The sequence below is a fragment of the Actinophytocola sp. genome (genome assembly GCF_045807065.1).
In the GTDB taxonomy this organism is placed as follows: domain Bacteria; phylum Actinomycetota; class Actinomycetes; order Mycobacteriales; family Pseudonocardiaceae; genus Actinophytocola.
In genome coordinates, this window is record NZ_JBJMIE010000206.1 from 1 (window position 1) to 25947 (window position 25947).

Annotated in this window: 25 protein-coding genes and 2 pseudogenes; 19 read left to right on the top strand and 8 right to left on the bottom strand. The window is 70.6% G+C overall.

Going from position 1 to position 25947, the window contains the following annotated elements; genetic code table 11:
- Together ACJ73U_RS11880 and ACJ73U_RS11885 are read right to left on the bottom strand one after the other, a co-directional pair.
- A pseudogene (locus ACJ73U_RS11880) lies at positions 1 to 684 on the bottom strand (Fe-S cluster assembly protein SufB); the annotation flags it as partial.
- Positions 681 to 1382, bottom strand: coding sequence for a helix-turn-helix transcriptional regulator (locus ACJ73U_RS11885; RefSeq protein WP_407777631.1), 702 nt, complete (start codon positions 1380 to 1382; stop codon positions 681 to 683). The pseudogene ACJ73U_RS11880 and the gene ACJ73U_RS11885, both read right to left, overlap by 4 nt.
- 96 nt (positions 1383 to 1478) lie before the next feature.
- Between ACJ73U_RS11885 and mptB the strand changes: the two genes are divergently transcribed.
- The 3 genes from mptB to ACJ73U_RS11900 all read left to right on the top strand — a co-directional run bounded on the left by mptB (position 1479) and on the right by ACJ73U_RS11900 (position 4898).
- Entirely contained in the window at positions 1479 to 3086 is a 1608-nt protein-coding gene (mptB, locus tag ACJ73U_RS11890) for a polyprenol phosphomannose-dependent alpha 1,6 mannosyltransferase MptB (RefSeq protein WP_407777632.1), read from the top strand.
- Between the two features lie 68 nt (positions 3087 to 3154).
- On the top strand, positions 3155 to 4090 hold the full coding sequence (locus ACJ73U_RS11895) for an ABC transporter ATP-binding protein (RefSeq protein ID WP_407777633.1): 936 nt from the start codon (positions 3155 to 3157) through the stop codon (positions 4088 to 4090).
- Positions 4091 to 4115: 25 nt separating this feature from the next.
- Positions 4116 to 4898, top strand: coding sequence for an ABC transporter permease (locus ACJ73U_RS11900; protein WP_407777634.1), 783 nt, complete (start codon positions 4116 to 4118; stop codon positions 4896 to 4898).
- Here the strand turns inward: ACJ73U_RS11900 and ACJ73U_RS11905 are convergent.
- Together ACJ73U_RS11905 and ACJ73U_RS11910 are read right to left on the bottom strand one after the other, a co-directional pair.
- Entirely contained in the window at positions 4891 to 5466 is a 576-nt protein-coding gene (locus tag ACJ73U_RS11905) for a cadmium resistance transporter (protein WP_407777635.1), read from the bottom strand. The two genes, ACJ73U_RS11900 and ACJ73U_RS11905, sit on opposite strands and share 8 nt — an antisense overlap.
- 27 nt (positions 5467 to 5493) lie before the next feature.
- Positions 5494 to 6336 carry a TIGR03619 family F420-dependent LLM class oxidoreductase gene (locus ACJ73U_RS11910; RefSeq protein WP_407777636.1) on the bottom strand — a complete coding sequence of 281 codons (843 nt, stop codon included), beginning with the start codon at positions 6334 to 6336 and terminating at the stop codon, positions 5494 to 5496.
- A gap of 71 nt (positions 6337 to 6407) precedes the next feature.
- Here ACJ73U_RS11910 and ACJ73U_RS11915 point away from each other — a divergent pair, with 71 nt between their 5' ends.
- From ACJ73U_RS11915 to ACJ73U_RS11940, 6 genes are all read left to right on the top strand, one after another.
- On the top strand, positions 6408 to 7376 hold the full coding sequence (locus ACJ73U_RS11915) for a COX15/CtaA family protein (protein ID WP_407777637.1): 969 nt from the start codon (positions 6408 to 6410) through the stop codon (positions 7374 to 7376).
- A gap of 133 nt (positions 7377 to 7509) precedes the next feature.
- On the top strand, positions 7510 to 8403 hold the full coding sequence (locus ACJ73U_RS11920; RefSeq protein ID WP_407777654.1) for an acyl-CoA desaturase: 894 nt from the start codon (positions 7510 to 7512) through the stop codon (positions 8401 to 8403).
- A gap of 73 nt (positions 8404 to 8476) precedes the next feature.
- A complete protein-coding gene (locus tag ACJ73U_RS11925; protein WP_407777655.1) occupies positions 8477 to 9436 on the top strand; it encodes a quinone oxidoreductase family protein in 960 nt (319 codons plus the stop codon).
- A gap of 223 nt (positions 9437 to 9659) precedes the next feature.
- A complete protein-coding gene (locus tag ACJ73U_RS11930; protein ID WP_407777638.1) occupies positions 9660 to 10661 on the top strand; it encodes a hypothetical protein in 1002 nt (333 codons plus the stop codon).
- A gap of 6 nt (positions 10662 to 10667) precedes the next feature.
- Entirely contained in the window at positions 10668 to 11306 is a 639-nt protein-coding gene (locus ACJ73U_RS11935) for a hypothetical protein (protein WP_407777639.1), read from the top strand.
- 176 nt (positions 11307 to 11482) lie between these two features.
- A complete protein-coding gene (locus tag ACJ73U_RS11940) occupies positions 11483 to 12094 on the top strand; it encodes an HD family phosphohydrolase (protein WP_407777640.1) in 612 nt (203 codons plus the stop codon).
- Between the two features lie 186 nt (positions 12095 to 12280).
- Here the strand turns inward: ACJ73U_RS11940 and ACJ73U_RS11945 are convergent, their stop codons facing one another.
- The gene (locus ACJ73U_RS11945; protein ID WP_407777641.1) at positions 12281 to 13216 is read right to left on the bottom strand and encodes a heme o synthase; all 936 of its coding nucleotides are present in this window, start codon (positions 13214 to 13216) and stop codon (positions 12281 to 12283) included.
- Between the two features lie 194 nt (positions 13217 to 13410).
- Here ACJ73U_RS11945 and tkt point away from each other — a divergent pair, with 194 nt between their 5' ends.
- From tkt to ACJ73U_RS11990, 9 genes are all read left to right on the top strand, one after another.
- Positions 13411 to 15519: a transketolase gene (tkt, locus tag ACJ73U_RS11950; protein WP_407777642.1), complete on the top strand. Its 2109-nt coding sequence runs from the start codon at positions 13411 to 13413 to the stop codon at positions 15517 to 15519.
- The gene (tal, locus tag ACJ73U_RS11955) at positions 15516 to 16628 is read left to right on the top strand and encodes a transaldolase (RefSeq protein ID WP_407777643.1); all 1113 of its coding nucleotides are present in this window, start codon (positions 15516 to 15518) and stop codon (positions 16626 to 16628) included. Before tkt ends, tal begins: the two co-directional genes overlap by 4 nt.
- Before the next feature lie 8 nt (positions 16629 to 16636).
- The gene (locus tag ACJ73U_RS11960) at positions 16637 to 18220 is read left to right on the top strand and encodes a glucose-6-phosphate isomerase (protein ID WP_407777644.1); all 1584 of its coding nucleotides are present in this window, start codon (positions 16637 to 16639) and stop codon (positions 18218 to 18220) included.
- A complete protein-coding gene (gene zwf / locus ACJ73U_RS11965; RefSeq protein ID WP_407777645.1) occupies positions 18217 to 19752 on the top strand; it encodes a glucose-6-phosphate dehydrogenase in 1536 nt (511 codons plus the stop codon). Before ACJ73U_RS11960 ends, zwf begins: the two co-directional genes overlap by 4 nt.
- 37 nt (positions 19753 to 19789) lie before the next feature.
- On the top strand, positions 19790 to 20779 hold the full coding sequence (gene opcA / locus ACJ73U_RS11970; RefSeq protein WP_407777646.1) for a glucose-6-phosphate dehydrogenase assembly protein OpcA: 990 nt from the start codon (positions 19790 to 19792) through the stop codon (positions 20777 to 20779).
- Positions 20776 to 21480, top strand: coding sequence for a 6-phosphogluconolactonase (gene pgl, locus ACJ73U_RS11975; protein WP_407777647.1), 705 nt, complete (start codon positions 20776 to 20778; stop codon positions 21478 to 21480). The genes opcA and pgl overlap by 4 nt, the downstream gene beginning before the upstream one ends.
- Positions 21481 to 21543: 63 nt before the next feature.
- On the top strand, positions 21544 to 21837 hold the full coding sequence (locus ACJ73U_RS11980; protein ID WP_407777648.1) for a DUF2795 domain-containing protein: 294 nt from the start codon (positions 21544 to 21546) through the stop codon (positions 21835 to 21837).
- Between the two features lie 113 nt (positions 21838 to 21950).
- Complete coding sequence (locus tag ACJ73U_RS11985; protein WP_407777649.1) at positions 21951 to 22535, top strand: NADPH-dependent F420 reductase; 585 nt, start codon at positions 21951 to 21953, stop codon at positions 22533 to 22535.
- 218 nt (positions 22536 to 22753) lie between these two features.
- Positions 22754 to 23119 (top strand): STAS domain-containing protein, encoded by a 366-nt coding sequence (locus ACJ73U_RS11990; protein WP_407777650.1) that lies wholly within the window; start codon positions 22754 to 22756, stop codon positions 23117 to 23119.
- A gap of 14 nt (positions 23120 to 23133) precedes the next feature.
- Here ACJ73U_RS11990 and ACJ73U_RS11995 read toward each other — a convergent pair whose 3' ends face one another.
- Positions 23134 to 23631 (bottom strand): DUF4383 domain-containing protein, encoded by a 498-nt coding sequence (locus tag ACJ73U_RS11995; protein ID WP_407777651.1) that lies wholly within the window; start codon positions 23629 to 23631, stop codon positions 23134 to 23136.
- 282 nt (positions 23632 to 23913) lie between these two features.
- Between ACJ73U_RS11995 and ACJ73U_RS12000 the strand changes: the two genes are divergently transcribed.
- Positions 23914 to 25215, top strand: a complete 1302-nt coding sequence (locus ACJ73U_RS12000; protein WP_407777652.1) for a sensor histidine kinase — start codon at positions 23914 to 23916, stop codon at positions 25213 to 25215.
- 198 nt (positions 25216 to 25413) lie between these two features.
- On the opposite strand, the gene ACJ73U_RS12005 is transcribed toward ACJ73U_RS12000, so the two are convergent.
- Together ACJ73U_RS12005 and ACJ73U_RS12010 are read right to left on the bottom strand one after the other, a co-directional pair.
- Positions 25414 to 25755, bottom strand: coding sequence for an RNA polymerase-binding protein RbpA (locus tag ACJ73U_RS12005; protein ID WP_407777653.1), 342 nt, complete (start codon positions 25753 to 25755; stop codon positions 25414 to 25416).
- Between the two features lie 72 nt (positions 25756 to 25827).
- Positions 25828 to 25947, bottom strand: a pseudogene (locus ACJ73U_RS12010) (preprotein translocase subunit SecG); the annotation flags it as partial.

The window sequence follows — 25947 nt, forward strand, 5'->3', positions numbered from 1 at the left end:
CCGCTCGAACTGGCCCATGTTCTCGGTGTTGATCCGGAAGTAGGCCTGCAGCGGGATCTCGACGTGCACGCCCTTCGGCACGTAGATGAAGGAGCCACCCGACCAGACGGCGCCGTTCAACGCGGAGAACTTGTTGTCACCGTGGGGGATGACCGAGCCGTAGTACTCCTCGAACAGCTCCGGGTGCTCCCTGAGCGCGGTGTCGGTGTCGAGGAAGATCACGCCCTGCTTCTCGAGCTCCTCGTTGATCTTGTGGTAGACCACCTCGGACTCGTACTGCGCGGCGACACCGGACACCAGGCGGGCCTTCTCGGCCTCCGGGATGCCCAGCTTGTCGTAGGTGTTCTTGATGTCCTCGGGCAGGTCCTCCCAGGACGCGGCCTGCTTCTCGGTCGAGCGCACGAAGTACTTGATGTTGTCGAAGTCGATGCCCGACAGTTCGGCGCCCCAGTTCGGCATCGGCTTGCGGGCGAAGAGCTGCAGGCCCTTGAGCCGCGACTCCAGCATCCACTCCGGCTCGCCCTTCTTGGCCGAGATGTCCCGGACGACGGCCTCGGACAGGCCACGCTGGGCACTCGCGCCCGCGACGTCGGAGTCCGCCCAACCGAACTGGTACCTGCCCAGCGCGGCGATCGTCTCCTCCTGTGTCAGCGGCGTGCCAGCGCGCTCCGCGGCGGTGGTCATGAAGGCGTCCCTTCGGTTGTGGTGGTATCGCCCGGCTCGGCGATTCGGGAGTCGCCGAGCGGTACGTGTGTGGTGCACGCGGCGTCGCCGCGCGCGATGGTCGAGAGTCGCTGCACGTGGGTGCCGAGCAGTTCGGCGAACGCCGCCGTCTCGACCTCGCACAGCTCGGGGAACTCCGCCGCGACGTGCGCGACCGGGCAGTGGTGCTGGCAGAGCTGCTCCCCTGTCCCGACGCGGCGCGTCGACGCAGCGTAACCCTCCCTGGTCAGGGCATCCGCAAGGGCCTTCGTTCGGCCCGCGAGGTCCGGCGTGTCGAGCACCTCGCCTCGGTGCCGCTCGACGAGCGTCGCCACCCGGCGCTGCGCGAACTGGCGGACCGCGGACGCACCGGCCGCCTCGGCGACGAACCGGATGGCCGCGATGGCCAGGTCGTCGTAGGCGTGCCCGAACCGCGCCCGTCCCGTCTCGGTCAGCAACCAGAGCTTCGCCGGCCTTCCCCGGCCCCGCTGACCTCGCCTCGGCGCGTCGCGCATGCACGCCTCACCGTTCGCGACCAGCGTGTCCAGGTGCCGGCGGACGGCCGCCGGGCTGATCCTAAGGGTCTCCGCGACCGCGGCCGCGGTGATCGGTCCCTGCTCCAGCAACAGGCGCGCCACACCATGCCTGGTGCGGCCCTCGGCCTGCTGCTCGTTTTTCACAACACCAGTGTGTCTTATTTCTGGGTAACCGGCAAAGTGAGCCCCCGCACGAGGTGATCGGCGTCACTGCTGAGGCTTGCCGATACGCTTTCCCACGTGGCAGAGGGTGTGGCGGAGCCGAGCGAGGCCGACGGAAGGTCCGGCAGGTCCGCGTCCACCAGTGAACCGCTGGACAACCGCGAGCGCCGGCAGCTGGACATCATCCGCCGGTTCGGCACGGTCGGCGCGTTGCTGCTGGCCGTCGGGTCGCTGGGGGCCGGCGCGGCGCCGGTGTACAACCCGGTCTGGGGCCTGCCCGTGTTCGGCCTGTTCAGCCGGATGACCACGGTGTCGCTGGCCGTCGCGTTCGCGGGTGTTTTCATGATCGTGCTGGCCTGGCTGGGGCTCGGCCGGCTCTCGCTGCCCGGGCGCGCGCGGATGGTGTCGCTGCCGCAGATGGCCCGCACGCTGGTCATGTGGACCGCGCCGCTCGTGTTCACCGTGCCGATGTTCTCCAAGGACGTGTACAGCTACCTCGCGCAGAGCGAGATCGCGGCGCGCGGGCTGGACCCGTACACGGTCGGGCCGGCGGAGGCGCTGGGCAACAACGACGTCCTGACCAGGAACGTGCCGACGATGTGGCGGGAGACGCCGTCGCCGTACGGGCCGCTGTTCCTGATGATCGGGCGGGCGATCACGTGGATCACCGGTGACCACGTCGTGATGGGCGTCGCCTTCCAGCGGCTGCTGGCGCTGTTCGGCTTCGCGATGATCGTGTGGGCGCTGCCCCGGCTGGCGCGGCGGTTCGGCATCAACCCGGTGAGCGCGCTGTGGCTCGGCGCGGCGAACCCGCTGGTGCTGTTCCACTCGATCGTCGGCGTGCACAACGAGGCGCTGGCGATCGGCCTGATGCTCGTCGGCATCGAGCTGGCGCTGCGGCGGATGCCCCGGTGCGGGCCGGGCGGCCCGTTCCCGCCGTGGCAGCAGGGCGAGCTGCTCTGGTACGGCATCGGCGCGACCGTGATCACGCTCGCGGCCGTGGTGAAGATCCCGGCGGCACTGGCGCTCGGGTTCCTCGGCGTGATGATCGCGCGGCGCTGGGGCGGCCGGTGGAAACACCTGTTGTTCACGGCGGGCGCGCTGTTGGTGATCTTCCTCTCGGTGGTCGTGCTGACGTCGTTCGGCAGCGGGCTGGGGCTGGGCTGGACGTCGACGCTGAACACGGCGAACACGGTCAAGAGCTGGATGGCACCGATGACCGCGCTCGGCTTCGGCGCGGGTGGGCTCGGGATCCTCCTCGGCCTGGGCAACCACATGGACGCGGCGATCATGGTGAGCCGGATGGTCGGCACGCTGCTCGGGCCGCTGCTGGCGGCGAAGCTGCTGCTCGACAGCTTCCGGTGGCGCCTGCGGCCGATGATCGGGCTGGGCGCGGCACTCGGGGCGGTGCTGGTGTTCGGCGCGACCGTGCAGCCGTGGTACCTGCTGTGGGCGGCGATCCCCCTGGCCTCGGCGGCCGGCAACACCCGCTTCCGCATGGCCGCGACCGCCGTCAGCGCGGCGTTCGCGGTGGCCCTGCCGCCGACCGGGACGACGTTCGACTTCCGCACCTACCAGCTGCCCTACGCCTACGTCGGCGCGGCGGTCGTGGTGGTGATCGCGTTGTTCGTGGTCCGCAAGCATCTGCCAGGCAGACCACGTCGGCAGGTCCCGGCACCGGCCTGATCTCGGTTCTCGGCGCGGGTGGACGGGTACGAACCACTACGCCGACCGGAGGCAATAGCCTTACTGGCGTGAGCACCCCTTCGTCGGGTCCGGCCGTGGAGCTGTCCGGACTGGTCAAGCGCTTCGGCCGGACCACGGCGGTCGACGGCCTCGGCCTGCGGTTGAACCGTGGGCAGGTGCTCGCGTTGCTCGGGCCGAACGGCGCAGGCAAGACCACGACCGTCGAGATCTGCGAGGGCTTCCTGCGCCGCGACGGTGGTGAGGTACGGGTGCTGGGCCTCGACCCGGCCACCGACCACGAGCGGCTGCGCCCGCGGATCGGCGTGATGCCGCAGGGCGGCGGCGCCTACCCGGGCGTGCGGGCCGAGGAGATGCTCGGGCTCGTCGCGGCGTGCGCGGCCAACCCGATCGACCCCGCGTGGCTGATCGAGGTGCTGGGCCTGTCCTCGGCGCGGCGGACGCCGTACAAGCGGCTCTCCGGCGGGCAGCAGCAGCGGCTGTCGCTGGCGTGCGCGCTGGTGTCCCGGCCAGAGCTGGTGTTCCTGGACGAGCCGACCGCGGGCATGGACCCGCAGGCGCGGCGGCTCGTGTGGGAGCTGGTCCGGGCGCTGCGGACCGACGGGGTGGGCGTCCTGCTGACCACGCACGTCATGGAGGAGGCCGAGCAGCTGGCCGACCACGTCGTGATCATCGACAACGGCCGGGTCGTCGCGGAGGGCAGCCCGAGCCAGCTGACCGCGGACGAGCCCGACTCGGCACAGCTCCGCTTCCGCGCGCAGGCGGGCCTGGACCTGGGGCAGCTGTGCACGGCCCTGCCGGCGGACTGCCGCATCGACGAGCCGTCGCCGGGGACGTACGTGCTCACCGGCCGGGTCGACCCGCAGGTGGTATCGGCGGTGACGGCGTGGTGCGCGCAGCAGGGCGTGCTGGCCGAGGAGCTGCACGTCGGCCGGCGCAGCCTGGAGGACGTGTTCCTGGAGCTGACGGGAAGGGAACTGCGGTGACGCCATCTCTCACGGGGTCGGGCCGATGAGCACGCCGACCTTTCCCGCGGGCACCTTCACCCCGGCGCCCGGCCGCGGCCGGGTGGGGCGGATGCTGTTCGTCCACGCGCGGACCGAGGCGCTGCTCACCCTGCGCAACAGCGAGCAGATCCTGCTCACGCTGCTGATCCCGGTCGTGCTGCTGGTCGGCCTCACCGTGGTCCACGTGTTCGACCTGCCCGAGCCGCGTGTCGACTCGGTCGCGCCGCGGGTGTTCGCGCTCGCCGTGATGTCCTCGGCGTTCACCGGGCAGGCCATCGCGCTCGGGTTCGACCGGCGGTACGGCGTGCTCAAGCGTCTCGCCGCGACGGCGCTCCCCCGCTGGCTGCTCGTCACCGGCCGGGCGCTCGCCGGGCTCGTGGTGGTCGCGGTGCAACTGGTCGTGCTCGGCGTGCTGGCGGCGGTCCTCGGCTGGTCCCCCGCACCGGCCGGCCTGGCGTGGGCACTGCTGCTGGCGGTGCTCGGCACGCTGTCGTTCGGCGCGCTGGGCGTCCTGCTCGGCGGCGCGCTGAAGGCGGAGGTCGTGCTGGGGCTGGCGAACATCGTGTGGTTCGTGCTGCTGCTGGGCGGCGGCATCATCGTGCCCCCGGACTCCATGCCGGGCGTCCTCGGTGACATCACCGCACTGCTGCCGTCCGGCGCCCTCACCGACGGCATGCACACGGCCCTCGTCGACGGCGGCGTGCCGGGCTGGTCCGTGTTCGTGGTCCTGGCCGGCTGGGGCGCGGTGGCGACCGTGGTCGCCACCCGCACCACGAAGCTCAGCTGAGCAGGATCAGCACCCCGACCCCGATCAGCACGACCGGCAGCACGACGTGCCCCCACCGGGCCAGCGCCCGTGCCACCGGGGGCCGGGTCGCGAGGAACCACCCGGCCACGCACCACACGCCGACCAGCACGAGGAACACCACGGCGTACCCGACCACCCCGGTCGCGCCGGCGACGGCGAACACCGGCACGTAGACGCCGATGTTGTCGCCGCCGTTGGCGATGGTCACCCCCGCGACGGCCAGCACGGACGGACCGTCGTCTGTGCCACCGTCCGTGCCGTCGTCCGGGTCACCGTCACCGGGTGCGCCGCGCCACGCCCGCCAGGCCGCCCGCACACCCAGCAGCAGCGGCACGAGGCCGAGCCACGGCAGCACCGGCTCCGGCAGCAGCCCCGCGCCGAGCGCGCCCGCCACGGACACGGCCAGCAGCGCCCCCAGACCGACGTACTGCCCCGCCACCACGCGCACGGCCCTGCCCCGTGCGAAGAACAACGCCAGCAGCACCAGGTCGTCCACATTGGTCACGACGAACATGCCGGTCGCCTGGCCCACGAGTCCCCACGACACCGGCCGACCCAACCACACGGGACCGACTCAGCCGAGGCCGAACCGCCGCGCGAAGGCCGACAGCTGGTCCCGTTGCTCGGCCGGGTCGGCCGAGGACGCGCTCACCACCAGCCGCGTCACGCCCTGGGCGGCCAGGGCCTCGACGGTGGACCCCGGCATGTCGACCGAGCCCCAGCGCGTGTACTCCAGCGCGTCCGGATCGCGGCCGGCGTCGACCGCCGCCGCCCGGGCCGCCGCGAACTGCCGGGCCCGCTCGTCCGGGGTCAGCAAGCCACCGGCGAAGTAGCCGTCACCGCGGCGACCCGCTCGCCGGGCCGCCGCCAGGCTCGAACCACCGACGTGGACGGGCAGGTCCGCGAGCGGCCGGGGAAAGGCGCACACGTCCTCGAACGCGAAGAACTCCCCGTCGAAGCTGACCGGGCCGCCGGTCCACAGCAGCCGCAGCACGTCGAGGGCCTCGTCGGCGCGGCGGCCGCGGGTGGTGAAGTCCACCCCGGCCGCGGCGGCCTCGCCGGGAAGGGCGCCGACGCCGACGGTGAGCAGGCGCAGCCGGCCGCCGGACAGGACGTCCACGGTCGCCAGCCGCTTCGCCAGTGGCACCGGGTGGTGGTAGGGCAGCAGCAGCACACCCGTGCCCAGCAGGAGCCGCGAGGTGGCCGCGGCGACGAACGCCAGGGCGTCGACCGGGTCAAGGTACGGCGTCGTGGGCGGCAGCTCCATCTCGCCGAGCCGCGCGCCCGGGTACAGCGCGACGTGCTCGGGCAGGTAGATGCCCTCGAAACCGCACTCCTCCCCGTGGCGGGCGTAGTCCAGCAGGCGGGCGGGGTCGAGGCCGTGGAAGGCGGGCTGGTAGCCGATCGCGAAACGCACGGCCGCGACCGTAGACGTTCCCCCGGAGGGCAGGGCAAAGCCGTTGCGGCGTGCACGTTTACGATCGGGCCGTGTCGCTGGACTCACTCAAGGCCCGAATCGACCGCGTGCCCGACCCGAGCCGCCGCCTCCAGCTGGGGTTCGCCATCGCGGTGCTGGCCACGCAGGCGCTGATCGCGATGACGGGCGCCGTCGTCCGGGTCACCGGCTCCGGCCTCGGCTGCCCGACCTGGCCGCAGTGCTTCCCCGACAGCATGTTCCCGGTCTCCCACCCCGAGTACAACGCGCTGAACCAGTGGATCGAGTTCGGCAACCGCCTGTTCACGGGCATCGTCGGCATCATCGCCGTCATCTGCTTCGTGCTGGCGTACCTGCACCGCCCGCGCACCGACCGCCGCTACCTGCGGCTCGCGCTCGCCATGCCGGTGGGCGTCGCCGTCCAGGCGGTCATCGGCGGCATCACCGTCCGGCTGGACCTGGTGTGGTGGAGCGTCGCCATCCACCTCCTGGCGTCCACGGTGATGGTGTGGCTCGCCACGCTGCTCGTGCACTCGGTCCCGCGCGACGGCGTGCCCGCCGAGCCCGTGCCGCCGCCGAGCACGCTCACCACCTGGCTGTACGTCCAGACCGCCCTGCTCGCCGGGCTGCTCGTGACCGGCACGATGACCACCGGCGCCGGCCCGCACGCCGGCGACTCCCACACCCCCCGGCTCGGCATCCCCGTCGAGACGATGGCGCACGTGCACGCCGCGTTCCTGTACACGTTCCTCGGCTCGCTGGTGCTGCTGGGCTTCTGGCTGCGCTCCCAGCAGGCGTTCCCGCCGCCGTGGCGGCGCTACCGGGTGCTGGTGGCCGTGGTCCTCGCCCAGGCCACCATCGGGCTCGTGCAGTTCTGGACCGGGGTGCCCGAGCTGCTGGTCTGCCTGCACGTCCTCGGCGCCATGTCGGTCATCATCGCCACCGGCTCGCTGTGGTGCGGGGTTCGCGGCCGCGCGGGCGCCGCGGAAGATCGAGTGGCAGAGGTAGTCACGGCACGGTAACGTCGAACCGGAACCTACGGGTACGTAACCGTAGGTAGACGTCGCCTGGCCGCGTCCCGGGCCCGAGTTATGAGGAACATTCGCCATTTCCGCGACACTCACACCAACGCGTGAATCCCAGTCCCCCAAACCCATCCTCGCCGGCCGGCGCTCCCGCGCCGAGCAGTACACCGTCGTGGTGTTCGTCATTCTCCCCTTCCTCGCGCTCCTGGCCGCCGTGCCGTTCGCGTGGGGCTGGGGCCTCGGCTGGGCCGACGTCGGCATCGGCGCCGGGTTCTACGTGCTCACCGCGCTCGGCGTGACCGTCGGGTACCACCGCTACTTCACCCACGGCGCGTTCAAGGCCAAGCGGCCGCTGCGGATCGCGCTCGCGCTGGCCGGCAGCCTCGCCTCGCAGGGCTCGGTCATCGCGTGGGTCGCCGACCACCGCCGCCACCACGCGTACTCCGACCGGGAGGGCGACCCGCACTCACCCTGGCTGTTCGGCACGTCCCCGGTCGCCATCGCGCGGGGTTTCTGGCACGCGCACATGGGGTGGCTCTTCGAACGGGACAAGACCAACGCGGAGCGGTTCGCGCCGGACCTGCTGGCCGACAAGGACATCCAGCTCGTCGACAAGCTGTTCATCCCGATGACCGTGCTGACGCTCGGGCTGCCCGGCCTGCTCGGCGGGCTCATCACCATGTCCTGGTGGGGCGTGGTGTCCGCGATCTTCTGGGCCGGGATCGTCCGCGTCGGGTTCCTGCACCACGTCACCTGGTCGGTCAACTCGATCTGCCACATGATCGGCGACCGGCCGTTCGTCAGCCGGGACCGCGCCGCGAACTTCTGGCCGCTGGCGATCCTGTCCATGGGTGAGTCGTGGCACAACTCGCACCACGCCGACCCGACCGGCGCGCGGCACGGCGTGCTGCGGGGCCAGGTCGACATCTCCGCGCGGGTGATCTGGCTCTTCGAGAAGTTCGGCTGGGCGTGGGCGGTGCGCTGGCCGCGACCGGAAAGGCTGGCCGCCAAGCTGGCGACCTGAGCGGGCGGCTAGGGTCCGTTCGGAGCAGCTTCTCGTGACCGTGGAGGACACCGTGGCCGACCCCATCGATGCCATCCGAGTGCGTGCGACCGGCGGACCGGAGGTGTTGGAGCTCGAGACGATCGACGCGCCCACCCCGGGCGCCGGCGACCTCGTGGTGTCGGTGGCGGCGGCCGGGGTGAACTTCATCGACGTCTACCACCGCAACGGCACCTACCAGCTGCCGTTGCCCCTCCCCCTCGGGCAGGAGGGCGCGGGCACGGTCGTCGCCGTCGGCTCGGACGTCACCGGTTTCGCCGAGGGCGACCACGTGGCCTGGGCGTCGGCGTCCGGGTCGTACGCGGGGCAGGTGGTCGTGCCGGCGGGCGCCGCGTTCAAGGTGCCCGCCGGTGTCGAGGACGAGGTCGCCGCGGCCGCCATGCTGCAGGGCCTCACCGCGCACTACCTGGTGACCTCGACGTACGCGGTGAAGCCGGGTGACACGGTGCTGGTGCACGCGGCCGCGGGCGGTGTCGGGCTGCTGCTCGTGCAGCTGGCGAAGTTCCGCGGCGGCAAGGTGATCGGGACCGTGTCCACGCCGGAGAAGGAGGCGCTCGCCCGCGAGGCAGGCGCCGACGAGGTCATCCGCTACACCGAGACCGACTTCGCGGAGGCGGTCGCGGACCTGACGGGCGGGGTCGGCGTGGCGGCCGTGTACGACGGCGTCGGCAGGACCACGTTCGACGGCAGCCTGGCCTCCCTGGCCCGCCGGGGCGTGCTGGCGCTGTTCGGTGCGTCCAGCGGCCCGGTCCCGCCGGTCGACCCGCAGCGGCTGAACGCGGCCGGCTCGGTGTTCCTGACCCGCCCGACACTGGTCCACCACCTCGCGACGCCCGAGGAGTTCCAGTGGCGGTGTGATGAGCTGTTCGCCGCCATCGCCGCGGGCCGCGTGTCCATCCGGATCGGCGGCCGCTACCCGCTCAGCGACGCCCGCAGGGCCCACGAGGACCTGGAGTCTCGCCGCACGACCGGCAAGCTGCTGCTCCTGCCGTGAGCCGCGCCGCGCGGAAGAGGTAGAACCACGCGCACGATGCGCATGATGTAGGTCACTCCAGGTGGGGCTTGTTACCCACTACCAGGGGCTGTCGGTAACGAACACGCCACTCGTTCTTCCCATATCTCACTTTCTCGTGTACAGGTAGTGTAACTCCGCGCACCCGAACGACCACACAGAGCTGTAGTGGCCGGTCGGTGCACATCGAGGAGGTGATAGACGGATGTCCGCGGAAGCCAAGGGCCTCCGCAAGAACCCCATTCAAGAGATCTTCTGGACCAGGACCGGCCTGCTACTCCTGATCTTGGTGGTGGTCTCGGGACTGACCATGGTCCTCTCGGCGAACCTCGACCCCGGCGTCGGCAAGAACCTGGTCACCTCGATCGCCACCGGGACACTGGTTTCGGCCATCGTCGGCTTCGGCCAGACCCTCATCACCGCGACCGCCACTCAGCGGGCGATGCTCACACCTCTCGTCGAGGAAAGCCGTCAGGCGTTGCGTGATCTCGCCGATGAGTACCGGTCGATGAACCGTGAGTTCTTCCCCACCCACGTCTTCGAACCGACCGCGGAGCCAAACCCCGCGTTCAACCGGCTGATGATGCAGGATCTGCAGAGCACCAGGCAGTACCTGTTCAGAGGATTCTCCGGCCGGCATGCCGCGGCGCGGCTGCTGCTGTCCCGGTCCGAATGGGAGTTCCGCGGAGTCGTCGCCGATCCCGCCAACACGTCCGGGATAAGCGGCCGTGCCCGCTACCTGATCCGGCACTCCCCTGCCAACGTCGACGTCGACACGATCCAGGCACGCCTGCACGAGGAGAGCCGGATGGGCCTCGTGGGCCTCTACCTGGCCCGCAGCAGGTGCTCGCGGATGGAGGTCACCGTGATCTCCGACCCGCCGCTGGACCGCCTGGAGATCTTCGACGACAGCGTGTGGGTGACGCTCTACAGCGACGCGCACGCGCCCGCGGAGTACCCGCGCACCCTGCGGTTCTCCGAGGGCTCGTTCATCTACAACATGGAACGCGCCGAGTTCGGGCGGATCTCCGCGTCCCGCCACGCCCACCACCTGGTGATCACCCCGGACCTCTCGCGGCAGGAGTTCATCGCGCGGTTCGAGAAGATCACCAACTCACGGTTGACCGAGGAGCAGTTCCTCGAGCTGAACCAGCAGTTCTACGAGTTCCTCAGGGAATTCTCCGTCACGGCCGAGTTGGGGAGCTGATATCTCGTGGCCACGAATGGCTCCGCTATGGGGGAGCTGGCCGAGCAGTTGCGTACCGCTGACTTCACCCTCGCGTCCCGCTGGGCCGAGGTGGACCGGTGGTTCGAGGCGTGGGCGGAGCGGCCGGGTCTGCGGACCGACCTGCGTGCCCACCTGTTGGCCCTGCCGGACGAGCAGGCCAGGGCCGTCACGAGACGGTCGCGGGAGACGACGACACACTTCGCGTGGTGCCTGCGGGACCAGCCGGACGAGCCGTTCACGTTCTGGCTGCACGAGTACAAGGAGCAGCGCGACTGGCGCGCCGGCTACGCGGACTCCGTGCACAACCACCGGTACCACTTCTGCACGACCATCCTGCGCGGCGGCTACCTGCACGAACGCTACGTCGCCGCGATCTCGCCGGAGACGTCGCTGATCGCGTCGACGGAGCTGCTGACCAGCACGCCGTGCCCGGTCGGCGCCGCCGAGACCCTCCTCGCGTCGGATTTCCACCGAATTCCGCGGGCGGTCGACGGCACGATGACTTTCCTCGTGAAGTCGAGGCAGGTGACCCCGTGGAGCCTTTCCTACGATCCGGAAACCCACGAGAGCCACCGGCACGTGCCCGTCGAGTCGCGGTTGTCGGGACTGGTGAACCGGCTGTAGGACCGGACAGTTAGGAGGCACTTCGCAGACAAACACGCGCACGCCGTTTACCATCACCCCACCAGCCCTGCTCGGCCGGGCGCTAACCACAGCCGGCATGGTTCGGAGGGGTCGACGTGTCTGTTACGGATATTGCCGCGCCGGTGATTCCACCGGCGGTAGTCGATGCTGTCGAGGTGGAGGTTCACCAGCTCTGCACGCGTTACGCGGCGCGCCTGCAGTTCCACGGGTGGCACCACGTGAACTTCGTGCGCACCAAGGCCGCACGGTTCGCCGTGCTCAACGGCGCCGAGGTCAGCGTGGTGGAGACCGCCGCCCTGGTTCACGACGTGAACTACCTCGTGCGGCGCAACTCGGCCGCCGCGGCCGGTAGCAATCTGCGCCTGTCGATCCTGGCGCGGGCCGGGGTGCCGGCGCACGTCGCGGGCTGGATCGACCGCATCGTCGACGAGGCGGAGATGGCCACCCGCGGACGGGACATCTCGCTGGAGGCCCAGGCGCTGTCGGATGCCGACACGCTGTTCAAGGCACTGCCGGTGACGCCTGTCGTGCTCGCGCACAAGTACCTCGAGGAGAACGGGATCGGCCTGCGCGAGCTGGCCAACAAGATCTGCGGCGAACAGCAGAGCGTCCACGACGAGGGTTTCTACTTCTACAACCCCGAGGCCGCCGCCCAGTACGCCCACTGGGCCACCGCGAACCTCCAACTGTGGCAGTGCATCCGCGAGTCACTGGACGACGCCGACGTGTCGGCACTGCTGGACACGGTCAACACGGTCGCGGGATAGGTCCACCGGCGCGACATGAGCGAGGTTCGAACACGCCGTTGCAGCCGGAAAGACCGCGCGGTTCACCAACCAGGCCGGTGAACCACAACCCGAACCGGGCGGGTCAGAGACGAACGAGTCAGGATTGGCGCCCCAACCCGGGGGCGGACCGGGGATGTCAACAGTCGATGAGGTGAACCGGGCGGGTCAGAACGGGAAGCCGATGACCGGGAGGCTCAGGGCCGAGTCGACGGCCAGCGCGACGAACACGAGCGTCAGGTACGTGTTCGACATGTGGAAGAGCTTCATCGGCTTGCCCGGTTCGCCGCGTTTGATCGACGCGTACAGGCGGTGGGCCACGATCAGGAACCACGCGCCCGCGAGCACCGCGAAGCCGGTGTACACCCAGCCGGTGGCGGGCACCAGGAGCAGTGTCCACGCGACCATCACCCAGGAGTAGGTGACGATCTGGCGCACCACCCGGTCGGGGGTCGTCACGACGGGGAGCATCGGCACGCCGGCGCGGGCGTAGTCGTCGCGGAACTTCATGGCCAGCGCCCAGAAATGGGGCGGGGTCCAGAAGAAGATCACACCGAACATGACCAGGGCCGGCCACTCGATCGAGCCCGTCACCGCCGACCAGCCGATGACCACCGGCATGCACCCGGCGGCGCCGCCCCACACGATGTTCTGCGCGGTCCGGCGCTTCAGAACCATCGTGTAGATCAATACGTAGAAGAGGATGGCGGCGACGGCCAACAACGCCGCCAGGAGGTTGGTGGTGGGCCAGAGCCACGCGAACGACAGGACGCCCAGCGTGACGCCGAACACGAGCGCGTTGCGGGCGGGTACCTGGTGCTTCGGCAGCGGGCGCGCGCTGGTGCGCTTCATCAGCGCGTCGATGTCGGCGTCGGCCACGCAGTTGAGCGCGTTCGCGGAACCGGCGGCCATGGTGCCGCCGAAGAGCGTGGCGAACACCAACCACGGAGAGGGGATGCCCCGCTCCGCCAGCATCATCGCCGGCACCGTCGTGACCAGCAGGAGCTCGATGATCCTCGGCTTGGTCAGCGCGACGTACGCACGCACGACATCCCTGCGGGTGCGGCGCGGGGCTTTGGTGGCCGCCCCGAGCGCTGCGCTCACCAGCGGCTCCCAGGTGGTGTAGGTGGCGAAAGATCGGGCAACGCTGTGGATGGTAGCCGCGTGTCCATGAGCGGCCGCCGCCGGGTGGTTTCGTTAGGCTGAGGAATTGTCCGGGCATCCCGAGGATGACCAGCGCGATCGTGCCACCGGCATGATCGACAACACGATTTAGGTGGGAGCTTGAGTCCGTGTCCATGAGTGCCGACGAACTGGCCCGTTTGACCACGCAGAACCTGCCTGACGACTGGACCGACCTCGACAAACGCGCCGTGGACACCGTTCGGGTCCTCGCCGCGGAGGCCGTCCAGAACGCCGGCAACGGTCACCCGGGCACCGCGATGAGCCTCGCGCCCCTCGCGTACACCCTGTACCAGCGAGTGCTGCGCCACGACCCGAGCGACCCGGACTGGATCGGCCGCGACCGGTTCGTCCTGTCCGCGGGCCACTCGAGCCTGACGCTGTACCTGCAGCTGTTCCTCTCCGGCTACGGCCTGGAGATCGAGGACCTCAAGGCGCTGCGCAAGTGGGGCTCCAAGACCCCCGGCCACCCCGAGCACGGGCACACCGCGGGCGTGGAGATCACCACCGGCCCGCTCGGCCAGGGCCTCGCCTCCGCGGTGGGCATGGCGATGGCCGCCCGCCGCGAGCGCGGGCTGTTCGACCCGGACACCCCGTTCGGCGAGAGCGTGTTCGACCACCACATCTACGTGATCGCCTCCGACGGCGACATCGAGGAGGGCGTCACTTCCGAGGCCTCCTCGCTCGCCGGCCGCCAGGAGCTGGGCAACCTGGTCGTCTTCTACGACGCCAACAGGATCTCCATCGAGGACGACACGAACATCGCGCTGTCCGAGGACACCGCGAAGCGCTACGAGGCCTACGGCTGGCACGTCCAGGAGGTCGACGGCGGCGAGGACGTCGTCGGCATCCTGACCGCCATCGAGGCGGCCAAGGCCGAGACGTCCAAGCCGTCGTTCATCATCCTGCGCACGGTCATCGGCTATCCGGCCCCCAACAAGATGAACACCGGCAAGGCGCACGGCTCCGCGCTGGGCGAGGACGAGGTCCGCGAGGTCAAGAAGATCCTGGGCTTCGACCCCGACCAGAGCTTCGTGGTCGAGCCGGAGGTGCTCAAGCACGCCCGGCTGGTCGCGGACCGCGGCAAGGACGCCCACCGCGAGTGGCAGAAGTCGTTCGACGAGTGGGCGCGGGCCAACCCGGAGCGCAAGGCGGAGCTCGACCGGATGTCGGCCTACCGGCTGCCCGACGGCTGGGCCGACAGGCTGCCGTCGTGGGACCCGGACGCCAAGGGCCCCGCGACCCGCAAGGCCTCCGGCGAGGTGCTGTCCGCGATCGCCGACGTGCTGCCCGAGCTGTGGGGCGGCTCCGCGGACCTCGCGGAGAGCAACAACACCACGATGAAGGGCGCCGACTCGTTCGGCCCGGAGAGCGCGAAGACCAAGGAGTGGGACGCCCACCCGTACGGCCGGACCCTCCACTTCGGAATCCGCGAGCACGCGATGGGCTCGATCCTCAACGGCATCGTGCTGCACGGCCCGACCCGGCCCTACGGCGCGACCTTCCTCGTGTTCTCCGACTACATGCGCCCGCCGGTGCGCCTGGCGGCACTGCAGAAGCTGCCGGTGACCTACGTCTGGACGCACGACTCGATCGGCCTCGGCGAGGACGGCCCGACCCACCAGCCGGTCGAGCACCTCGCCGCGCTGCGTGCCATCCCCGGTCTCGTGGTCATGCGGCCGGGTGACGCGAACGAGACGGCCGCGGCCTGGCGGGCCATCATCGAGCAGCACGAGGCGCCGGTCGGCATGGCGCTGACCCGGCAGAACCTCCCGGTGCTCGAGGGCACGAAGGAACTGGCCACCGAAGGCGTCCGCAAGGGCGGGTACGTGCTCGCGGACAGCTCGGCGGGACTTCCGAAGGTGGTGCTGATCGCCACCGGCTCGGAGCTGCAGATGGCCGTCGAGGCCAGGAACATCCTGGAGTCCGAGGGAGTTGCCACCAGAGTGGTGTCCATGCCGTCCCAGGAGCTGTTCGACGCGCAGGACCAGGCATACCGTGACCGGGTGATCCCGCCGAACGTGAAGGCCCGCGTCGCGGTCGAGGCCGGCATCGCCCAGCCGTGGCACCGCTACGTCGGCGACACCGGCGAGATCATCTCGATCGAGCACTTCGGCGCGTCCGCCGACTACCAGGTGCTCTTCAAGGAGTTCGGCTTCACCTCCGACGCGGTCGTCTCCGCGGCCCGCCGCTCAATCCAGAATTCGGAGAGGCTCGCACAATGACTGACAAACTCGCCCAGCTCGCGGAGGCCGGCGTCTCCATCTGGCTCGACGACGTCTCCCGCCGCCGGCTCAACTCCGGCAGCCTCGCGGAGCTCGTCCGCGACAAGTACGTCACCGGGGTGACCAGCAACCCGACGATCTTCGCGAAGGCCCTGGCCGACGCGGAGGACTACAACGAGCAGGTCCGTGAGCTGGCCGCCCGGGACGCGTCGCTGGACGCGGCGGTCAAGGAGATCACCACGACCGACATCCGCAACGCCTGCGACCTGTTCCGGGACGTCTACGAACGGACCAGCCACGTCGACGGCCGGGTCTCGATCGAGGTGGACCCGCGCCTGGCGCACGACACCGACAAGACCGTGGCCGAGGCGCTCGACCTGTGGAAGACGGTCGACCGCCCGAACCTGCTGGTGAAGATCCCCGCCACCGAGGCGGGCCTGCCGGCCATCACCCGCACCCTCGCCGAGGGCGTCAGCGTCAACGTCACGCTGATCTTCTCGGTCGAGCGCTACCGCGCGGTGATGGACGCCTTCATCGCCGGCGTCGAGCAGGCGAAGGCCAACGGCCACAACGTCGCCGACCTCCACTCGGTCGCGTCGTTCTTCGTGTCCCGCGTGGACACCGAGGTCGACAAGCGCCTCGACGAGATCGGCGGCGACGAGGCGAAAGCCCTGCGCGGCAAGGCGGCCGTCGCCAACGCGCGCCTCGCGTACGGGGCGTTCGAGGAGGCGTTCTCCACCGACCGCTGGCGCGCGCTCGCGGCTGACGGCGCCCACGCGCAGCGTCCACTGTGGGCCTCGACGGGCGTGAAGAACAAGGAGTACTCCCCCACGCTGTACGTGGACGAGCTGGTCGTGGCCAACACGGTCAACACCATGCCCGAGGCGACACTCGACGCGGTCGCCGAGCACAGCGAGATCCGTGGCGATACGGTGACCGGCAAGGCGGGGGAGGCCCAGGAGCTGTTCGACGCGCTGGCGCGGGTCGGCATCGACATCTCGGACGTCTTCGTGACCCTCGAGAACGAGGGCGTGGAGAAGTTCGAGAAGTCCTGGGAAGAGCTGCTTGAGTCCGTTACCGGTCAGCTGAAGGCCGCGAAGGGAAGCTGAGCAGAGACATGACTGATGAGGCAAGGGCGGCGGACACCGCCGCCCTCGTCGAGCAACTGGTCACCGACCAGGTTGCCAGCAAGCTCGCGGCCGGTGACGCCACCCTGTGGGGGCCGGACGCGGAGTCCGAGGCGTCCATCCGCCTCGCGTGGACGAGGCTGCACGAGACCTCCCGCCCACTGCGCGGGGAGATCGAGGCGCTGCGGTCCGAGCTGAACGCCGAAGGCGTCGACCGGGTGGTCCTCGCGGGCATGGGCGGCTCGTCGCTCGCGCCCGAGGTGATCACCAACACCGCGGGCGTGCCGCTGGTGGTGCTCGACACGACCGATCCCGGTCAGGTGGCCGACGCGCTCGAGGGCGACCTGTCGCGGACGGTCATCGTGGTGTCGTCCAAGTCCGGGTCCACCGTGGAGACGGACAGCCACCGCCGGATCTTCGAGAAGGCGTTCGCGGACAACGACGTCGACCCCGCGTCCCGCATCGTCGTGGTCACCGACCCGGGCTCGCCGTTGGAGGCCGCCTCGAAGGAGGCGGGCTACCGGCGGGTGTTCCCGGCCGACCCGCACGTGGGCGGCCGCTACTCGGCCCTGACCGCGTTCGGCCTGGTGCCGGCCGGGCTCGCCGGCGCCAACATCGGCGCGCTGCTCGACGAGGCCGCCGGGATCGCGCCGCGCCTGGCCGTCGACAGCGCGGAGAACCCGGCGATCCAGCTGGCCGCCGCGCTCGGCGCGGCACACGGCCACGGCGCGGAGAAGGTCGTCTTCGCAGACACCGGCTCCGGCATCAAGGGGTTCGGCGACTGGGTCGAGCAGCTGATCGCGGAGTCCACCGGCAAGAACGGCACCGGCCTGCTGCCGGTGGTCGTCGAGAGCCCGGACGCGCCCGGCTTCGCCGACGCGGGACCGGACGCGACGCCGGTCGCGATCGGCCCCGCCGTCTCGGGTGGACTGTCCACAGAGGGCAGTCTCGGCGAGCTGATGCTGTTGTGGGAGTTCGCGACCGCGCTCGTCGGCCGTCTCCTGGGCATCGACCCGTTCGACCAGCCGGACGTCGAGGCCGCGAAGAAGGCGGCCCGGTCCCTCCTGGACGCGCCGAAGTCCGAGCCGGCCGAGCCGACCTTCACCGACGGGCCGGTCGAGGTGCACGCGCCGGCGGGGCTGGCCGTCGGCACCACGCTGACCGAGGCGCTGCGCGCGTTCTTCGACGCCGTTCCGGACCTCGGTTACCTCGCCGTGCAGGCGTACCTGGATCGGCTCGCCGACGCGTCGGCGACCGTGCTGCGGCCGGAGATCGCGCGGCTCACCGGCAAGCAGACCACGTTCGGCTGGGGTCCCCGGTTCCTGCACTCGACCGGCCAGTACCACAAGGGCGGTCACCAGAACGGCGCGTTCCTGCAGCTGACCGGTTCCGTCGAACAGGACCTGCCGGTACCCGACAGGCCATACACTCTCGGCACGCTGCAGCTCGCCCAGGCGCTGGGCGACGGCCAGGTCCTGACCGAACACGGGCGTCCGGTGCTGCGGCTGCACCTCACCGACCGGGCCGCCGGACTGGCGCACCTGGTCAAGGCCCTTCAGGAGGTTGGCAGGTGAGCACCACACGCAGCTGGCAGAACCCGCTGCGGGACGAGCGGGACAAGCGGCTCCCGAGGATCGCCGGGCCCTGTGGCCTGGTGATCTTCGGCGTGACCGGTGACCTGTCCCGCAAGAAGCTCATGCCCGCGATCTACGACCTGGCGAACCGGGGGCTCCTGCCACCCGGTTTCTCCCTGGTGGGCTTCGCGCGACGCGACTGGGCCGACGAGGACTTCGGGCAGGTCGTGTACGAGGCGGTCAAGGAGCACGCCCGCACGCCGTTCCGGCAGGAGGTCTGGGACCGGCTCGCCGAGGGCTGCCGGTTCGTGACCGGCAGCTTCGACGACGACCAGGCCTTCGACAACCTGGCGAAGTGCATCAAGGCACTCGACGACGAGCGCGGCACGGCCGGCAACCACGCGTTCTACCTGTCGATCCCGCCCGCCGCCTTCACGAAGGTGGTCCAGCAGCTGGCCCGCACGGGTCTCGCCGACCAGAAGCCCAACGAGTGGCGCCGGGTGGTCATCGAGAAGCCGTTCGGTCACGACCTCGCGAGCGCCAAGCAGCTCAACAAGACCGTGAACGACGTCTTCCCCGAGGAGTCGGTGTTCCGCATCGACCACTACCTCGGCAAGGAGACCGTCCAGAACATCATGGCGATCCGGTTCGCCAACCAGCTGTTCGAGCCGATCTGGAACTCGAACTACGTGGACCACGTGCAGATCACCATGGCCGAGGACATCGGCCTGGGTGGCCGCGCGGGCTACTACGACGGCATCGGCGCCGCCCGGGACGTGATCCAGAACCACCTGCTGCAGCTGCTCGCGCTGACCGCCATGGAGGAGCCGGTCTCCTTCAACCCCAACTCGGTTCGCGCGGAGAAGGCGAAGATCCTCGCCGCGACCAAGCCGGCCGGCCCGTTCGACGAGACCACCGCGCGGGGTCAGTACACCGGCGGCTGGCAGGGCGGCCAGAAGGTGCCCGGCCTGCTGCAGGAGGGCGGGTTCGCCAGGGACTCGAAGACCGAGACCTTCGCGGCCATCGAGCTGTCGGTGGACACCCGCCGCTGGGCCGGGGTGCCGTTCTACCTGCGCACCGGCAAGCGGCTGGGCCGCCGCGTCACCGAGATCGCGGTGGTGTTCAAGCGGGCGCCGCACCTGCCGTTCGACGACACGGCCACCGAGGAGCTGGGCCAGAACGCGCTCGTGTTCCGGGTCCAACCGGACGAGGGCGTGACGATGCGGTTCGGCTCGAAGGTGCCCGGCTCCACCATGGAGGTCCGGGACGTCAACATGGACTTCAGCTACGGGCACTCGTTCACCGAGTCCTCCCCGGAGGCCTACGAGCGGCTGATCCTGGACGTCCTGCTCGGCGAGCCGTCCCTGTTCCCCAAGAACGACGAGGTCGAGCTGTCGTGGGAGATCCTCGAACCGATCCTCAAGCACTGGGGGACCCACGGCCAGCCCGACCCGTACCCGGCCGGCACATGGGGTCCGGAGTCCGCGGACCGGATGCTCGCCCGCACCGGCCGACACTGGAGGCGTCCTTGAGCGAGCTCGTGAGCGAACCAATGAGCACGGAGGCCTCATGATCATCGACCTTCCCGCCACCACCACGTCGCAGGTGAACAGCAAGCTGGTCCACCTGCGCGAGCAGGGTGGCGCGAACACCATCGGCCGCGTGCTGACACTGGTGATCGTCACCGACGACAGCGAGCGGACCGAGGACGTCATCGACGCGGCGAACTACGCCTCGCGCGAGCACCCGTGCCGGGTGATCGTCGTGGCACGGGGCGCGAAGAAGGCCTCGCCCCGGCTGGACGCGCAGATCCGGGTCGGCGGCGACGCCGGCGCGAGCGAGGTGATCGTGCTGCGGCTGTACGGCCCGCTCGCCAACGAGGGCGCGTCGTGCGTCATCCCGCTGCTGCTGCCGGACGCGCCGGTGGTCGCGTGGTGGCCGTTCGAGGCGCCGACCTCGCCCGCGAAGGACCCGATCGGGCGGCTGGCCACCCGCCGGATCACCGACTCGGCCGCGGACCGCAACCCGGTCAAGGCGCTCGAGGTCCGCGCGAAGGGCTACGAGCCCGGCGACACGGACCTGGCGTGGACGCGGCTCACGCTGTGGCGGGCGCTGCTGTCCGCCGCGCTGGACCTGCCGCCGTACGAGAAGGTGACGGCCGCGACCGTGTCCGGCGAGGCCGACTCGCCGTCGGCCGAGTTGCTGGCCGCGTGGCTCTCGTCCCGGCTGCGGCTGCCGGCCAAGCGGGTGAAGGCCAAGTCCGGCCAGGGCATCGTGTCGGTCACCCTGGAGCGGAAGTCGGGCAGCATCGAGATCAACCGCCCGGACGGCTCGATCGGCACGCTGGTGCAGCCGAACCAGCCGGACCGGCGCGTGGCGCTCGGGCGGCGCGCGGTCCGCGACTGCATCGCCGAGGAGCTGCGCCGGCTCGACCCGGACGAGATCTACGACGCCGCGCTGAAGAGCCTGAACAAGGTAGACCGCGGCGGGCGGAGCGCGCCCGGCACACGCAAGAAGGCGGAGGCACCGAAGAAGGCGAAGGCCGGAGCCACCGCGTGACGGTCCTGACCTACGACACACCCGAGGAGCTGGCGTCGGCGGCCGCGGACCGGTTGGCCGCGGCGCTGGCGTCGGCCCAGGCGGCCCGTGGCACGGCGTCAGTCGTGCTGACGGGCGGCCGCACGGGCACCGCGGTGCTGGCCGCGCTGCGGTCCGCTCCGCTCGACTGGTCGGCCCTGGACGTCTACTGGGGCGACGAGCGCTTCCTGCCGGCCGGCGACCCCGAGCGCAACGAGACGCAGGCACGGGAGGCGCTCCTGGACCACGTGCCGGTCTCCCCCGACCGCGTCCACGCGATGGCGCCGTCGGACGGCGAGTTCGGCGACGACCCGGACGCCGCCGCCGAGGCCTACGCCGTGCTGCTGGCCGGCGTGCCGACCTTCGACGTCTGCCTCCTGGGGGTCGGCGAGGAGGGCCACACGGCGTCCATCTTCCCGCACTCCCCCGCCGTGCTGGAGACGGCGCGGGCGGTCGTCGCGGTCAGGGACTGCCCGAAGCCACCGCCCACCCGGGTGTCCCTTACACTGCCGAGAATCCGCACGGCCGCCGAGGTGTGGCTGATGACCACTGGCGAGGCGAAAGCCGAGGCAGTGGCAGCGGCACTTGCCGGCGCCTCTGAGCAGGACATTCCTGCCGCCGGGGCCCGTGGGCACCGCGAAACTATCTGGTTCCTTGATCAGAAGGCGGCATCTGCCCGCTAAGTTGTTCCCGGGTACGTCAGTTGACCGATGTCTCCGGCAACTGACAGGGCCACTCTTGGCCGAGTGAAATCGGACCAGGACAACCACACAGTCGTACGGCAAGTGTTCGGCGACCTGCCCTTCCCAGCCCACCGCTGGCAGCTCATCGCGCAGGCCGCCGTCTACGGCGCGGACTCGGTGACCATGGCTAAACTGCACCGCCTCCCGCCACGTCGCTACGCGGACCCCGAGGAGGTGACGGCCGCCATCATCGCCACACAGCATGCGCGGCCCCGACCGCGGCACTACCGGCCGATGGTGATCCCGATGAACGTCAAGCACCGGCCGCTCGTCGTAGCGGTAGCCGTCCCGGAGTGAGCGGGCGGCGGATCAGTTCCGACCCGGCGAGGGTGGGCCGGAACACCGCCGGTGCGGCGAGGCATCTCCCCCTACCCCATCGACCACAGCCCTCGTGCATGAGGACGCAAGTCATGCGTATCGGCATCATCGGCGCCGGACCCATCGGCACCACGTTGAGCAGGCACTTCGCGATCGTCGGGCATGACGTGTCGCTGACCGGCCTGCTCGTCGCGCGCACGGTGCGCGCGGTGGCGAGCTTCGCCGACGTGGTCGTGGTCGCCGTGCCGTTCCACCGCCACCGCGAGCTGCCGGTGGCGGAGACGGCCGGGAAGACGGTAGTCGACGCGACGAACTACGACCCCGCACTGGACGACCGCGTCCGCGAGCTGGACGAGGACCGCATCACCTCGAGCGAGCTGGTGCAGGCGCACCTGTCCGGCGCCCAGGTGGTGAAGGCGTTCAACGCGATCCGCTGGGAGCACCTGCGGGATCACGCGCACCGCGACCGGTTCGCCGGCCGGCGCGGCATCCCGGTCTCCGGTGACCACGTCCGGGCCAAGAAGAGCGCCATGGCCCTGGTCGAGGAGATCGGGTTCGACGCGGTCGACGCGGGAGGCCTCGCCCGCGGCGGCCGCAAGTTCCAGCCGGGCACGCCGGTCTACGCCGCCGATCTGACGGCGCACGACCTGCGTGCCCGGCTGCACCTCGCCACTTGACCGACCCGAGCCGACAAGAACACCGTCACTGGGGGTGGCAATTGCCGGACCAGACGCCGGTGGGGCGGCGCGGCCCTACCGGCACTCCCCTGATCATGCCCACGCATCCCACCCCGACTACGATTGACGTACTGCCGACAGCCGGGGCGAAGTGCGGGAGAGACGTCATGGGGAAAGACCCAGACCGTCTTCCGGACGTGCGCTCACAACCTCCGGACGTGCAGCGCATCATCGACCGCCGGCTGCAGGTGAAGGTCGTGCGGCACAACCCTGACCTGTACGTATGCCGTCTGGCCGGCGAGGTCGACCTGCTCACGGTGCCCACGCTGGTCCGCGTGCTGGACGAGCTGCGCGAGCGCGAGGTGCCGGCGGTCATCGTCGATCTCACCGGGGTCACGTACTGCGCCGCGGCCGGCGTGCGGGCGCTGCTGGACGCGACCCACGCGGCCCGCGCGGTCCGTCAGCGCCTCGCGGTGGTCATCGCGAGCCTGACCGTGGCCAGGGTCCTGAAGGCGACCGACACCATCGACGGCATCGAGAACTACTCGAACCTGTCCGAGGCCATGCGCGCGATGGTGGAGTAGCCCCCGACCGGCCCTCAGACTCGGCAGCCCAGGACGGCGAGCGGCTTGGGCACGTCGGCCACCTGCTTGGGCGTGCGGCGGTCGCCGCGACCCGGCGGGCGGCTGGGCACGGCACGGAGCCGCACGCGCCGCACCGGCGTGATGCGGTACTCGACCTCGTGCATGACCTCGGTCACCGGGCGGCGGCCACCGGTCAGCATGGCCATGCCGATCATGCTCAGCACCAGCGACACGTGGACCACCACGTTGTCGCTGTGGAAGGGCACGACCTGCGGGTTGGCGGCGGCGCCGAACTGCCACAGCAGCACGTAGGTCACCCCGCCGCAGATGAGGTAGGCGTGCGCGCCGCGCGGGGAACCGGCCAGGGCCAGGCCCGCGATGCCGAACCCGAGGTGGACGAGGTTGTCCAGCAGACCAGGTCCCCCGTCGAGCACCCCGGCCACCACGAACAGCGTCGCGACCAGCATCGCGGCCAGCTGGCCCGGCTCGCGGCGAGCCCAGTTCCTCGTCATCCCCACCTACCCCTTGTCCGGTCTTCGACAACACGGCTGGGCGGCCCCACCCCTGAGCGAGGCTCCGCTCAGAGAGTGGTGCGTCACCCACCATGCCCTCTGTACCCAGTGGACGCGCATCCGACGCGCCGGTTGTTAACCGAAGATCGACGCGAAGGTGTTACGCGTTGCCGTCCGGTAACTGGTGATTTGCTCCAGCACATTCATGTGAAACATTTCGTCCCGATCCGACGATGCACCTGTCTTCATTTGTGCGAGGGCAACACGCGGAGGGAGGGTCCGGTGACCCGTAGCGAAATCGAGGTCCACAGCGAGACCCGCCCAGAGACCCGCGGCGAGACCCGCACCGAGAATGGAGGTCCCGTCCTGGTCGCGTCCACGTTCCCACCCAAGGTCGGCGCCCCGGTCGACCTCGCCGACCTCCGCATCCTGCCCGGGCCGGCGAGCCGGCTGCTGCCCCACTGGCTGGCCTTCCTCCGCACCAGCCCGCGCGCCCGCGGCATCGCCTCGGACGTGGCGGCGCTGCTGCTCGCGCTGCTCGACGTGTGGCTGGTCATCCCGGAGGAGGCGCAGACCTACTCGATCTGGCTGTCGGCGGTTGCCGTGGCCGCGATGGTCATGCGCCGGCACGTGCCGTTCCTCGCCGTGCTGGTGACGGTCCCGGGTTATCTGACGGGCTGGTCCCAGCTCGCCGCGATGATCGCGCTGGGCTCGCTCGCGAAGAAGCACCGGCTGCTGTCGTGGCGGATGGTCACCGGCTGCTTCCTCGTGTTCCTGTGCGGGTACGTCCGCTGGCCGCTGTCCGAGTTCGTCGCGCAGAGCTGGCAGGAGCACCTGCTCAACGTGATCTGGGCGGTGATCGCCACGGGCATGCCGGTAGCCATCGGCCTGCTGATCACCGCGCGCAAGGAGCTGTCCGAGCGCATCCGCGACCTGGCGTCGAGCCGCGAGCGGGAGAAGAAGCTGCTCGCCCAGACGGTCCGGGCCGCCGAACGGGCCGAGCTGGCCCGGGAGATGCACGACGTGGTCAGCCACCAGGTCACGCTGATCGCCATGCAGGCCGGCGCGCTGCAGGTGTCCACGCACGGCGACACGGCGGACGTGGCCCGCACGATCCGCGAGCTGTCCACACGCACACTGGAGGAGCTGCGCAACCTGGTCGGCGTGCTGCGGTCCGGCGACGGCGCCGAGGACGGCCAACCGGGTCTGGACGAGCTGGACGAGCTGGTGCGCAACTTCCGCGACGACGCGGTGCGGGTGGCGCTGGACGTGAAGGCCGAGCCGTCCCAGCTGACCGGGCCGGTGTCACACGCGGTGTACCGCACGGTGCAGGAGGCGCTGACGAACGTCCGCAAGCACGCGGCGGGGTCCCGGGCCTCGGTGCGGGTGCTGGCGCAGCAGGACACGCTGGTCGTCGAGGTACGCAACGGGCGTCCCGAGGCATGCGAACCGCCCCTGCCGTCCGGCGGCCACGGGTTGATCGGCCTGCGGGAACGCGCGGGCCTGCTCGGCGGCACGTTCACCGCCGGCCCGACCTCCGAGGGCGGCTTTCAAGTCTCGGCGACCTATCCACTAGCCGGCTGACGGAACACGAAGGCCGCCGCACCCACTTCAGCGCGACGGCCTTCAGTGACAACCAGCGACAACAGTGACAACCAGCGGTCGGGGGGTCCGGGGGGCGGAGCCCCGCCGGGCGGGGTCTGGGGGTTGCACCCCCAGAAAACACAGGCACACGATCCCGGTGAGCGCAGTCCGCGAACAGAGTTCGCCCAATCGGGCGCCTCAGCCTTCTCGTTGCCTGCGCAGCTTGGCCAGGGCCTCGGCGAGGATCGCCTCGCCGTCGGCGTCCGACCGGCGCTCCTTCACGTACGCGAGGTGCGTCTTGTACGGCTCGTTGCGCGGGGCCTTCGGCGGCTCCTGCTCGTCCCTACCGCCGGGAAGACCGCAGCGCGGGCAGTCCCACGACTCCGGCACCTCAGCGTCGAGCGCGAACGACGGTTTCGACTCGTGCCCGTTCGCGCACCAGTACGAGACCCGCCGGCGCGGCGCGGACTCGCCTCGCTCCGACTCACCCATGGGTCCAGCGCCGACTCGAGTACCTCGAATCGCACTACCACCAGCCATCGACTCTTACACCCCCACAAGGTGGTTCAGGCGGAAAAACGAACTACCCCGCTCCCGGAGCGGACGGGGTTCTCAGGCGACCTTGATGAGCAGGCCGAGCCCGATGACACAAATGATCCAGACGGCGCCGATGAACAGCGTGGCCCGGTCCAGGTTCTTCTCCACGACCGAGGACCCGCTCAGCGAGGAGGA

Excerpts from the sequence above, each read along its gene's own strand:
- ACJ73U_RS11900 (WP_407777634.1), top strand. The coding sequence starts at position 4,116 with ATGAGCACGCCGACCTTTCCCGCGGGCACCTTCACCCCGGCGCCCGGC.
- ACJ73U_RS11930 (WP_407777638.1), top strand. The coding sequence starts at position 9,660 with ATGTCCGCGGAAGCCAAGGGCCTCCGCAAGAACCCCATTCAAGAGATC.
- tkt (WP_407777642.1), top strand. The coding sequence starts at position 13,411 with ATGAGTGCCGACGAACTGGCCCGTTTGACCACGCAGAACCTGCCTGAC.
- tal (WP_407777643.1), top strand. The coding sequence starts at position 15,516 with ATGACTGACAAACTCGCCCAGCTCGCGGAGGCCGGCGTCTCCATCTGG.
- ACJ73U_RS11960 (WP_407777644.1), top strand. The coding sequence starts at position 16,637 with ATGACTGATGAGGCAAGGGCGGCGGACACCGCCGCCCTCGTCGAGCAA.
- opcA (WP_407777646.1), top strand. The coding sequence starts at position 19,790 with ATGATCATCGACCTTCCCGCCACCACCACGTCGCAGGTGAACAGCAAG.
- ACJ73U_RS11985 (WP_407777649.1), top strand. The coding sequence starts at position 21,951 with ATGCGTATCGGCATCATCGGCGCCGGACCCATCGGCACCACGTTGAGC.
- ACJ73U_RS11995 (WP_407777651.1), bottom strand. The coding sequence starts at position 23,631 with ATGACGAGGAACTGGGCTCGCCGCGAGCCGGGCCAGCTGGCCGCGATG.
- ACJ73U_RS12005 (WP_407777653.1), bottom strand. The coding sequence starts at position 25,755 with ATGGCTGGTGGTAGTGCGATTCGAGGTACTCGAGTCGGCGCTGGACCC.